The 11649-nt window shown below is 46.0% G+C and carries 8 protein-coding genes; 6 read left to right on the top strand and 2 right to left on the bottom strand.

The features are described 5' to 3' along the window. Positions 1-1048: 1048 nt before the first annotated feature. On the bottom strand, positions 1049-2761 hold the full coding sequence (locus OGM16_15310) for an IS1634 family transposase (protein UYJ46149.1): 1713 nt from the start codon (positions 2759-2761) through the stop codon (positions 1049-1051). A 430-nt stretch (positions 2762-3191) separates the two neighbouring features. On the opposite strand from OGM16_15310, the gene OGM16_15305 reads away from it, so the two are divergent. Next, a complete protein-coding gene (locus OGM16_15305; GenBank protein UYJ46148.1) occupies positions 3192-3401 on the top strand; it encodes a helix-turn-helix domain-containing protein in 210 nt (69 codons plus the stop codon). 133 nt (positions 3402-3534) lie between these two features. On the opposite strand, the gene OGM16_15300 is transcribed toward OGM16_15305, so the two are convergent. After that, on the bottom strand, positions 3535-3906 hold the full coding sequence (locus OGM16_15300; GenBank protein ID UYJ46147.1) for a helix-turn-helix domain-containing protein: 372 nt from the start codon (positions 3904-3906) through the stop codon (positions 3535-3537). Positions 3907-4427: 521 nt separating this feature from the next. Between OGM16_15300 and OGM16_15295 the strand changes: the two genes are divergently transcribed. From OGM16_15295 to OGM16_15275, 5 genes are read left to right on the top strand one after another with little or no spacing between them, the layout of a single operon-like run. After that, the gene (locus OGM16_15295) at positions 4428-5117 is read left to right on the top strand and encodes a TnsA endonuclease N-terminal domain-containing protein (GenBank protein ID UYJ46146.1); all 690 of its coding nucleotides are present in this window, start codon (positions 4428-4430) and stop codon (positions 5115-5117) included. Then, on the top strand, positions 5107-7293 hold the full coding sequence (locus OGM16_15290; GenBank protein UYJ46145.1) for a transposase family protein: 2187 nt from the start codon (positions 5107-5109) through the stop codon (positions 7291-7293). The genes OGM16_15295 and OGM16_15290 overlap by 11 nt, the downstream gene beginning before the upstream one ends. Before the next feature lie 24 nt (positions 7294-7317). Beyond that, positions 7318-8955: an ATP-binding protein gene (locus OGM16_15285; protein ID UYJ46144.1), complete on the top strand. Its 1638-nt coding sequence runs from the start codon at positions 7318-7320 to the stop codon at positions 8953-8955. A gap of 11 nt (positions 8956-8966) precedes the next feature. Next, positions 8967-11051 (top strand): TniQ family protein, encoded by a 2085-nt coding sequence (locus OGM16_15280; GenBank protein UYJ46143.1) that lies wholly within the window; start codon positions 8967-8969, stop codon positions 11049-11051. Between the two features lie 59 nt (positions 11052-11110). After that, a complete protein-coding gene (locus OGM16_15275; GenBank protein ID UYJ46142.1) occupies positions 11111-11350 on the top strand; it encodes a metallophosphoesterase in 240 nt (79 codons plus the stop codon). Positions 11351-11649 lie beyond the last annotated feature (299 nt).

The raw sequence follows: 11649 nt of genomic DNA, 5'->3' as shown, positions 1-11649 counted from the left end.
GTCTTATGGTGAGCAAAATGACGTATTTGGGGGTGGTACGGTGAGGAAAAGTAAGTGAGGTGAGCAAAATGACGTACTTTTCCCCATTTCCTATCGTATTTTTTTCCACCACATTTTTGGAAAAACAGGCCTGCTTTTAAGTTATGGTGAGGGAAATGACGTATGGTGAGCAAAATGACGTATGGTGAGGGAAATGACGAGTTTTTCTGACAAGCAAACTATCACGAAGGTGATAACTTCTGGAAAATCATAGCTATCACGTATGTGATAACTTATGAAAAATTACAGACTATCACGAAACTGATATACGTAAGTACTGTAAGTTATCACGAAAGCTGATATCCAGTAATCATCAGGATATCACGTATACTGATATCCGTAGCCCAACCGTGATTATCACGAAACTGATATTGCTGTACCATAAGCTATCACGAAAGCTGATAACATCTGAGAAAAAAACGACCTCCCGCCAAAAATGACAGGAGGCCGTTAGGTTCGTGCTACTGAGAAGTGAGGTCATCATACATGGCCAGAGCAATCCTCAGCATCGTTCGCCGTTGGTTAAAATTATTAATCCGCTTGAAAAACTGCCTTCCGGTCCGCATGTGATATTCCACGCGGAGGCTTTTGCAAATCTTCGAAAAGTCATCCATCAGATCCATCAGATCCAGGAGATACAGAATTCTGGTCTCATTTGATGGAGCCGGATCAGATATCAAAACCAGCCAACACTTGTGTATCCCGGTAAGAAGTTTTTCCAACTGACTATACAGCAGCGGAGTCGTAACCTTAAGCTTTTGCAGGTTTGCAGGATCATAAAACTCGTGCATCATGATATATTCTCCTTCCGTAAAAACAGGCACGAAGCATTCACTCCAAACGCCTTTGATTTATACGGAAATTATGGAAATGGGTAGCACGAGAAAACATGGAAAAGCAAGAACGGAAAAGATGGAAGAAAAGAGCAGAATACGGATTGACACCAGTCAGGGAGGACATTATACCTGTCTTTCGGAGTTGAACTGAAGAAATAGTGCTAAGCCATGGACTAAAATCTATGGCTCAGCACTTTTTTAATATCGGTATTACCCATAAAATAAGAGGTTAATGGAAGTCCGGTATGATCGGAAAAAAACTTTATAAAAGAAGAATTCCGTGATAAGTTTATATATTTTCGGTCAGATATTTTTGCAACTCTGAAGTCACGTATGAAATCAAATATCTCTTCGGTACCATACTGGTTTTTTAAGATGTGTATCTGTAAGATCCTGGTCAGCAGTACCGCAAGGTAACAAATGAGGAAATGTCCGGTGATCGTTTCCTGTTTTTGTAAATATACAGGTCTTGCATCAAGCTGGGATTTCATGACACGGAAAGATTCTTCAATGCGCCAGAGATTATGGTAGGCAGCATACACCTTGGACGCAGCCATGTGGATCTCTGAAGTAACGATCATGTTATAACCTGCAAATTTGCGGGCATTCTCAATGGATTTTTCGTTTATTTCAACTTTTACAGCACCCTCTGTTTCTTCTCCCTTTTTATTAGTGGGAATAAAAGAAACATATTTAGAACTATCGCCATATTCGGATCTTTTTGCCTGACTGGCTTTGAGCTTCTTTGCTTTCTCGACCTGCCGGTTTATTTCATATTTCTGTTTTGCGGCAAGTTTTGGATTGAATGTTACGATCCGTTTTTCTGTAAGTTTTACTGTTTTTTTATGTCCAGCGGTATCTGTGTAGGAATAAGAAAAATCATCTACGCATTCCTTGATACGGTACAGTATCTCTCCTCTTTTGTTCTTAACGTCTGCATAGTCATTTTCAAGCAGGACCCATGTTTTTTCCGTCTCAGGAAGAGTTTTTACAGATTTGGAGAAGATGTATCCATCGCCAGCTTTCAATGCGTGTGCGATGTTATTAAAGCAGTTAAGTCCCTTATCCGCGATCTGAATCGTTCTGCCGGATATGTGACTGCGTTTTTTAAGATCATCAATGATGTTGCGTATAACGGGTTTTTCACTTTCATTCCCAGGATACATTTTCATACCGATAGGGATCTGGTTGGCATCCAGGAGCAGGCCCATACCGACGATCGGTTCCCTGCGGTTTTCTTTTGAGGGGCCTTTCAGTCGGAAATCATCTTCTTTATCAATCTCAAAGTAAAAGTTTGTACAATCAAAGTATGTGTGGACCGTATCAAGCGGATATGTCTGATTGATCTGGTGGTTATAGATCTCGATCACCTTTTCGTATTCGGAGCCAATGTACTCCAGACCGGAATACAGCTGGTCCAGTGAAAAATCGTGGTTTTCAAAGAGATTTGGGATAACCTCATCATAAGTTTTTGATTTCGAACAGGGATGGACTGTTCTTGCATAAATTAAAGCAGACATCATATCAAAAATGTTAAATCTGAAATTAGTTGCCGTCTGCATGAGATCAATAAACCGCTTACAGCCGAGAGAGTCATTGATATTTTTTAAAGGAAAATACCCCAGATGTTTTTCGGGAGACACATCGGAGATATGTTGTTCTTTTTCTGCCTGTTTTTTCTGTTTGCATTTCTGATTAAGTTTCTGGACCTCTTTGGTAAAAACAGCAATCGGATCCTCAATGCCGGTAGCCTGAAGTTCGTGTACATACCCCAGAGGTTTGTAAGAACGATGAGCACCGCATTTTCGAGTAGGATCATAATAACTTTCGTAGATCTGTAAATAAGTACCCTTTTTATTGTTTGTTTTCTTTAAGAAATAAGACATATAAATCACCCTTCTCCATTATAACACTATAGCACTATATATGCAAAGGGTAAAAACAAACTTTGTCAAATATTTTTAGCAACAAAAAAACCAGCAAATATGTCGGTTTATAATAAAAGGGGGATTTTATTACTCCCAAAAGTAATAGTGCTAAATCCTAAAGACGGGATTCACTCCAAACGCCTTTGATTTATACGGAAATTATGGAAATGGGTAGCACGAGAAAACATGGAAAAGCAAGAACGGAAAAGATGGAAGAAAAGAGCAGAATACGGATTGACACCAGTCAGGGAGGACATTATACTTAAAGAGTAAAAAGAATACGGATAAGGACACCACTAGGTGCAGTTCCTGTTTAGAGGCCATAGAATTGGCGGCAGGGGCTGTGCCTTTTTGCGTCTTTTAGAGGAAAAGAGAGGAGAGAACAGATATGGGATATGAGAAGAGACAGGATATCGATCAGCGTGTGTACAGTGCAGAAGATATTCAGGTGATGCTTGGCGTGAAGCGTTCGGCTGCCTACAATTTCCTGACTAAGGTTTATAAAGACGGAGCGCCGTTCCTTGTACACAAAATCGGGACCATGTACCGCGTGCCCAAGGAGAGCTTTGACGCATGGTTGTGCGGCAAGGAAAAGTGAGGAAGAGAGTAGCTTTGAAGAAGTTGTTACTTGTGTTGAAAAGTCGTTTGAAAAAGTTTCGCTTTCTGATTAAAAGAAGAAAGAATTAAAAAAATGCACTGCCGGAGCAGATTACGTTCCGGCAGTGGGGATTCTATTGCTGATGACGATGGGACTGAAGGAAATCCATGGTTTTTCGCACAAACTCTTTTTCCTGCCGTGTCAGGCTGAGGTAAGCCTCAATCCCGTTACGGTCCATCGGCTGTAAGCGGGACTCCGGGATAATCATGCTTTGTGGAGTCGGTTCGTCATCCACACCGCAGATATACGGAAGGCTTACGTTGAAAATATAGGAAATGGCGACAAGAGCGGTATCATTTGGTGTACGCTTACGAAGTTCCCACTGCTGCCAGGCACCACGGCCTGCGCCGATGGAATCACCGGCCTGTGTCTGGGACCAGCCTTTTTCCTCTCGAAGTTTTTTGAGCCGTTTAGGGATCAGTTCATCATTGCGTTTTAATTTCATCTTACGTGTACCTCGAAGATTTTTCTCATAAGTAATAACAAAAGTATAGCACAGTTCCCGATTCCGGGAAACCGGATTTGCAAAGGAAAATCACACATCAAAATGACTGCGTGCAAACAAAAATATGCAGTCATCCCTGATGAAATATAATAAATTTTGATATCCGCAGTCAGTAAGCACGAACTAACACAGTCACAGTGCATGCGTTTGTGAAAAAAATGAAGAAATATACAGTCATAGTGTGTGTCGGCACGAAAAGTAATATTTCTAAAGCAAAATGACTGTATATATTCGAGACGATGCATACATTTTGCATTTAAAAAGCGGAATTCATCTATCCGCAAGAAAAGATACATCAAAAGACAGTCATTCTGATTGTTCGGTTCGTCAAAATTCAAAAATGCACAGTCGATACAAGGGATTTTTTTTCAAGAAGAAAAGAGATTTTTATATTCCATGATCCCTGCAGATAAAAGGGTATGGACCGGAATGTTCCATAATTGGACCGAGGAGGTGAAAAATTGAAGCAGAAAAGCGACGCAAAAAAACGACAGGAAGGGCGCTGCCTCGGAACCGGAAACCTGTATGTCGGATTCATTAAAGCAAATGAAATCGGCAGTATCGGAACATCAACGGCAATATACGATCCGATTGCGGAGAGAACCGTGGATACGTTATCCATGGGCGAAAAGGAATTTTTCTGGATCATGCGTTTTCGCGATGACGTGGCACAGATTCAGGAACAGATGATGCTTTCTTCCGAGACGGTACGGAACATTTGTGAGGAACATGGATTTCGCATTCCGCGGAATGTCCTGTCCACGGATTTTCTCATTACATTCCGTAACGGCAGCAGGATTGCATACAGCATCAAGTCAGGAGCGGAAGAGTTTAATCCGGAATCGCCGAAATACCAAACTCTTTTGGTTCGGCAATATATTGAGATGGAATACTGGAAGCGATATGGCATCGATTTCCGGATTGTCTTACGGGAGAACCTGAATAAAACGCTCGCGGTCAACATTGAACATTGTATGGCGTACTATGATTCAGCTCATGTGACGGGAACGGAAACCATGCTGAAATACCTAGTCGCGCATAAAGCTGTATCAATCCCCATGGATGGGGAAATCGTACGGTTTGCAAGTCTGGTAAGAGGGAACGAAGAGAATATCAGAGAAACTTACAGGAGGTACCGGGATGGAAAATAAAGGACAGCCGCAGTTACAGGCAGGTGATGTAATACATGCGGATCAGGAATATTATCGAATTCTTGTACTGACGGAAAAAACGGTAATATTCGTACAGCTGGATGTAAGCAGGTTAAATATTGTACGTTTTTCCACGGAGCTTTTAAAATACCGGATGAATCTTGGCGAATTTGAAAAGGTTGAATGGAATGATGATTACCGGATTAAGAACCTTACGTTGGATGAGGAAGAAGAGATAGCGCGTAAAGCAAAAGCGATGGAACGTATGCTTCAGAGTATGTATCCGGCATGGGAAAGAATTTCATCAAAAGAAACCAAGTCGGAAGTAAAAGCGCTCATGCAGGAGCTGGGTTGCCGTAAGACAACTGTTTATAAGCTGATTAGGCTTTACCTTCAGTCAGGACGTAATCGGTATTCCCTGGTTGATGGAAGAAAAGGCGAGAAAAACAGAGTGAATGACTATAAAACAGGAGATTCCGTCCGTGGACATGGTGATAAGACAGTTGCCAATGACGAACGCCTGGAAGAGATTTTCCAGGACGGCTATCAGTATTTCCTGAAAGGAAAAGAGGCCGGAGTGTCACTTAAATCGGCATACCGTTATCTCGTCGGAAAGCACTACATGACGCAGGAATACGTTGACGGTGCCCTGGTCCAAAAGATGCTCCCGTTGGAAGAAATCCCCACCTACAAACGTTTCTGGACCTACTGCAAAAAGCAGGGAGGCGAAAACGGCATCATGCCGTTAAAGATGAGCGCGAAGGAGCGGAGAAACAACGCAAGGCTTCTTCAGGGAAACAGCCAGAGCGGCTGTGCCGGTCCCGGCCATATCGTGGAGGTCGATGAGGTGGAAATCGACATGATCAACGTGTCCACACGGGACAGCAGGCAGGTGGTCGGGCGCGCAGTCATGTACCTCGCAATCGACGTTTATTCCTGCTGTATTGTAGGCTGCTGGGTCGATTACGCAAACAATAGCTTTGTTGGAATCACAAATTTACTTATGGCGCTGTTTTTTGACGGCCGTGAGCAGTATGCAAAATACGGTCTGACCGCACCGTCAGAGGTTTGTCCGATGGGATTCATTCCGCAGGAGTTGCGCACGGACCACGGTTCCGAATACACATCAGAAGATATGAGGCGTGTCGGCCGGGAAATCGGAATGAACATTGTTCTGGCACCTCCGGCCACGGGTTCCATGAAAGGCATCGTTGAGCAGTCGTTCCATCAGTTCCAGGAGCTCGTGCGCAGCGCAGCTGGTGGAACGGGAGTCATTATGAAAACGCATGACTCGAAGCACTATGAAACGGCCTGCACCGACCTGGACGATATTCGTCGCATGGCGTATCGCTTTGTCGTTTATTTTAACCAGCACAAACGGGACGGATACCCTCTGACGAAGGAAATGATTCAGGCAGATGTTCCGCCAATCCCGGCTTCCATCTGGCAGTACGGATGTGAGTATCTGATGACACCTCGGTGGCTGACAGAGAGTACGAAAAAGACTGCATTTTTCGCACTTCTGAAAACGGACAGGAAGTTCCAGATCTCCAGGCGGGGCGTTACATACCGCGGGCTCTTTTATGAAAACGGAGAACAGTGGCTTCTGGAGAAAATGTGGAAGACAGGAAAGAAAAAAGAAGCATTACCGGGTGTGCGCTACGACCCGCGGAGCATCAATAACGTGTATTTAATGGAAGATGGTGCACTGCATGTCATCGCCCTGAACGAGATCCGGGAGGAACAGAGAACATTCAGAGACATGAGCTGGAAAGAATATGATGAGCTCTGGAAACGGAGAAAGGATACCAGCCGTAGCCTGGAGGCATATGATCTGGAACAGCAGGTCGCTGTCCAGCGTGACATGGCGGATGTCATCACAACGGCGAAAAAGCTGCAGAATGCCGGGAAAAACAGAAAGAAAAATATTCGGGAGGCCAGAAAACAGGAACAGGAAAACGGACAACTCCAGAATACGCTTGCGGAGCGCCTTACGGTAGGCGGAGAGGATGTCGTGACCGGACTGCCGGATGCGAATGTCCTTCAAAAGAAGCCGGAAACGGAAAAAGAGAACGTTACGGAAAAGGTGAAAGATAAGGCACCTAAAGCAACCGAAAAGGTACTTGAAGTGCTCCCGGACGATTTTAGCGGGATGACAAAATATTTTGGTGTGTAGAATGCAGAAAGGACGGAAAAAATCATGAAATTTGTTAAGAACATGAATCTTGATTATGTGGAACCGGCCGGCGGAAAAAATCTGTATGACGGCGTGGATCTGTCAGTGGAAGATTGTGTGGAGGCACGCTACTGGAAGCAGAACGGACATCTTGGAAATCCGGACATTTGTTCATTGCCGCGTGCAGCGGATATCACTGAACTGCTCAAACAGAACAATATCCCCATTTCCGGATATGACCCGGCAAAGGTGAAAATGGCCTCGCTGTCTGAGCGGAAACGTCAACTGATCAGTCTGAAAAAGATCCGTTATCCGATTCCGTTCCATTCGCTTATTGAATACCACTTGTCCACGGCTTTGATTTCGTCATACGCCAGCAGACGGAACGGAATAACGGCTATGGCCAGACCGATCAAAGTTGCGGGCGAGGAGATGGAGACCAATATTATTTCATATGCGAATGATATTTCTGCCAACGTACTAGGCTTCTCCATTGTCGGAACATCCGGAGTAGGCAAATCGACCGCTTTTGACCTGACATGCGCGAAGTATCCGCGGGTCATCCGCCACACCTTCCCGGATGGATTTTACACGCAGATTCCGATTATTCGTTTGACGGCATTTTCGAATTCCAACTTAACGGCATTGTTCTTATCATTCGCCAAGCAGCTTGACCAGCTGCTGGATACAGGGGAAGATCATTTGAATGTGATTTCGGGTAAGGCGAATTTAGGAAAGATTGTTTCCATCATCTGTGGGTGGATTGAACTGTATCATATTGGCGCGATTGCGATTGACGAGATCCAGTTTTTGGATTTTTCACAGAGCAGCGCGAAAAGTTTTGAGAATTTCCTGACAATCACGGCTCAGACTGGCGTTGCAATCGTGGCAATCGGAACCTCGGAAGCATGCCGGTTATGGGGAGGCATGCTGCGGATCCAGAGACGCATGGCAAGCACAATTATCCGGGCAGATTCTTACTGCAAAGACAAGAAGTTCATGAGCGAGATTATCGAGAGAATCTGGAAATACCAGTGGCTGGACGAACCGGCACCCCTGACGGAGGGACTTGAAAATAGCATGTATGAGGAAAGCTGCGGAAGCATCGATCTTCTGACAACGTTATGGATGATGATGCAGTTTGAGGTATTAAGCAATGAGGAGCAGCCGACTATTGATGAAGTGTTTGTTCATAAGGTTGCCGAGAAACACATCAAGGAAATGCGGGGGCTGTTAAAGGAATCCCTGATTGAGAATGAAGAGCGATTTCTGGAACTTCGTGAAAATATGCTGATGGATATTCAGCAGTCAGCCCTGGCGGATGAGGAAAGAAAAGTCGTGGAAGCATTCCGCCGGGAAGCGAAGGAAAATATTGATAATCATTATGACCGCGACATGATTCTTTCTCAGATGATGGGATCCATTTCAGATTGTTATCCGGAATATTCGGAGCTTCAGATACGGAAAGCCTTTGCAAAAGCGGAGCAGGAAGATGGATTCAAAAAGGCCGCCAAGGGAGAACGTGTCCAGAGGGTTCTTGCCGTATTGAAAAAAGTCGGGAAAGGAAAAAGACGGACAGCCGGGACAAAACAGGCAGCCGGGGATGACGGAAAAATGAAGGAGATTGAAAACACGTTGATGAACTGCATCGAGAAAGGATAGGGCTTCATAACATGATCATGCCGGTATGTGTGAGACCGATGGAAGATGAGCTGCTTTACGGCTGGCTTTCAAGGCTGTCACTGGAAAACGGATACACGTCGATCAAAGAATTCGGGACACGGTTCCTGGCCGAAAGGACCGTACTGCATGCAGAGAAACCGTCATCCTGGATTACAAGGGTTGATTTCATCCGGGATCTGGACCGGATCTGTTCGGAATACGGACAGGTCCCGTTCTTTCCTTCCGCGGATGAACTGCTTGGGCGGATGACGCCGCTGTATGCCGTTTTCCCGTTCCTGATATACGGAAACCAGGCCAGATGGACGCAGTATATCCTGCGGGCAAAAGGGACCGCCATGACCGGGAACGGAAACCGTTGGAACATGATTACGGAATTCCTGTCATGCCCGGAATGCAGGCGGCAGGACCGGGAGCGGTACGGTTTTTCCTATCTGCGCACCTGGCACCATCTGCCCGGGGTGCGGGTATGCGCCGTTCACGGGGTGCCCCTGCAGGTTCTTTCCTTCCGGAAACAGAACGTGATTGACCCGGATGGGGAAGGAGCCGTCGGACCGGAAAAGGAACCGATCGGGGATCCAGAAACGGAACGGAAGATTGCCCGGTTTGCCAAAGAGATGCAGGAACGGCCGCTGTTTCTGGATCTTCGCGGACTGCAGGCACTTTGTTCGGAACGCATGGAAGAAACCGGAATCGGAAGGAATCTTCCCGAAGCGGTGGAGGCGGCGGGCTTTCTTCCTTATTTTCACGGGGAATGCGAAAAACAGGTACGGAAAATGCGGATGGAACGGTGGATCGGGATGGAGGAATTCATGGCGTTCACCGTGTTCCTGTTCGGGGAATATGCCGTTCTGGAAGAAAGGGCAAAGCGGTTTTGCGGGGAGCTGGAACAGCCTTTTGCGGATGTAATCCGGGGACGGTTCCGCCCGGTGTCCGAATTCGGCAGACTGGTGCGTCTGAGGTGCGATGCCTGCGGTAAGGAGTTTCATATCCATCCGTATGCGCTCGGCTTGGGATGCGGCTGCCCTTTTTGCGAAGCCGGGATGTCACTGCAGCAGCGGATCAACCGGAGGCTCTCTTTTCTCGGAGACGGGAATTACGAACTGGCAGAAGAAATCAATGAAGGGAACATGGACGAGCGGGTCGGCATCCTCCATAAGAGCTGCGGAAAAATCCGGAAAACCATCCTGACGGAGGCAATCTGGATGCAGAAGAGATGCGGATGCGAGAAATGGATCACGTTCGAGGATGCGTCAAGGCGTGTCCGTACGGCGGATCCCGGTTTTTCCCTGATCCGGTACATCGGAGGCAGGAAAGACCACATCGTCCTGTTAAAACATGAGGTATGCGGTCAGACCTTTCAGTGGGAACTGAGCCGTTTTGAGAAGAGGCCGACCTGCATGGCATGCGGAAGACGGCGTGCCCCAAGGAATTCCCCGGAAGATTTCCGGGAACGGATGCGGGAACTGGCAGGAGACGAATACGAGCCGATGAGCGGCTTCACGGATTTGAGAAGCCGGATACTGATCAGACACCGGGCATGCGGAACCGTTACGGAGATGATTCCGAATGATTTTCTCCGCGGGAGAAGATGCAACCTGTGCCACAAGGCAATTCGAAGAACGGAACTGGAAGAGGCGCTTAACACATGCACCGGAGGGTACTACCGCATTACGGACATGAAAAACGTCAGATATTGCATCGAAGGCGAAAACGGAGAAAGATTCTTCCGGGATTCCGGATGCATCATGCAGGAACTGTCCAGACCCACGGAATCAAAGCTTTTTACGCACCGGCTGGCAAAGCCGAAACCGATACAAAGAAAAGAGGCAATGATTTATTTATCCGCAAAGGAAATCTGCCGAAGGAAGGGCTTCTGGAGTCCAAGGGACTCGGCTGACATCCTGCCGCTGAAACAGGTGCAGGACTTGATGCGATGGCTGGTAAGAAACGATTATCTGGAACGGATCGGATACGGCGAATACGTCCTGTCGGAAAAGAAGCTTCCGGGAGAACATGACGGTGCAGATCAGGCTGCCGAGAGCGGGACTGTACAGGAACATGACGGAATGGTATGATGTCAGTAAGCTCCTTGTAGAATCAGAACGGAATCATGTAAAAAAAGGAGAAAAGAAAAATGGGAAGAATTTACGTGACAGGGGATATTCACGCGGAACCGGACCGCTTCAATACGGAGAATTTCCCGGAACAGAAAGAGCTGACGCACGATGATTACATGATCATCTGCGGAGACTTTGGACTGGTATGGGCAGAGGATAAGGAAAGCAAACGGGAGAAGCAGCTGCTCGACTGGCTGGAGGAAAGACCATATACCACACTGTTCGTGGACGGGAACCATGGTGCGACACGTTGTTAATTGAAAAGATTAACCGTTTCTTTGTTTAAAGAAAAAGAACTAATTTCTTGAATAGTCAAATGATGGAGTAACGCCCTGAAGGACTATTGCTAATACTACGACATGCGATAATAGTGATTATATATTATTGTATGAAGCTCGTTGAAGACGGCTGAAGAGACCTAAGTAAGAAAACATATGAGTATAAGTTGGTATAAAAGTGACTAGAGTCCGCCTGCTTGAAAATTTGGAAGTAATATATGGTTTACGATAGGCCGGGCATCCGAAAAAGGTGAATATGGATAGTATGTACAAGTAAT

The organism is Lachnospiraceae bacterium (genome assembly GCA_025758065.1).
In the GTDB taxonomy this organism is placed as follows: Bacteria; Bacillota; Clostridia; order Lachnospirales; family Lachnospiraceae; genus Enterocloster.
This window is presented reverse-complemented; position numbering and strand designations above follow the sequence as displayed.

Coding starts and splice junctions, on each gene's coding strand:
- OGM16_15300 (UYJ46147.1), bottom strand. CDS start 3,906: ATGAAATTAAAACGCAATGATGAACTGATCCCTAAACGGCTCAAAAAA.
- OGM16_15280 (UYJ46143.1), top strand. CDS start 8,967: ATGATCATGCCGGTATGTGTGAGACCGATGGAAGATGAGCTGCTTTAC.
- OGM16_15285 (UYJ46144.1), top strand. CDS start 7,318: ATGAAATTTGTTAAGAACATGAATCTTGATTATGTGGAACCGGCCGGC.
- OGM16_15275 (UYJ46142.1), top strand. CDS start 11,111: ATGGGAAGAATTTACGTGACAGGGGATATTCACGCGGAACCGGACCGC.
- OGM16_15310 (UYJ46149.1), bottom strand. CDS start 2,761: ATGTCTTATTTCTTAAAGAAAACAAACAATAAAAAGGGTACTTATTTA.
- OGM16_15305 (UYJ46148.1), top strand. CDS start 3,192: ATGGGATATGAGAAGAGACAGGATATCGATCAGCGTGTGTACAGTGCA.
- OGM16_15290 (UYJ46145.1), top strand. CDS start 5,107: ATGGAAAATAAAGGACAGCCGCAGTTACAGGCAGGTGATGTAATACAT.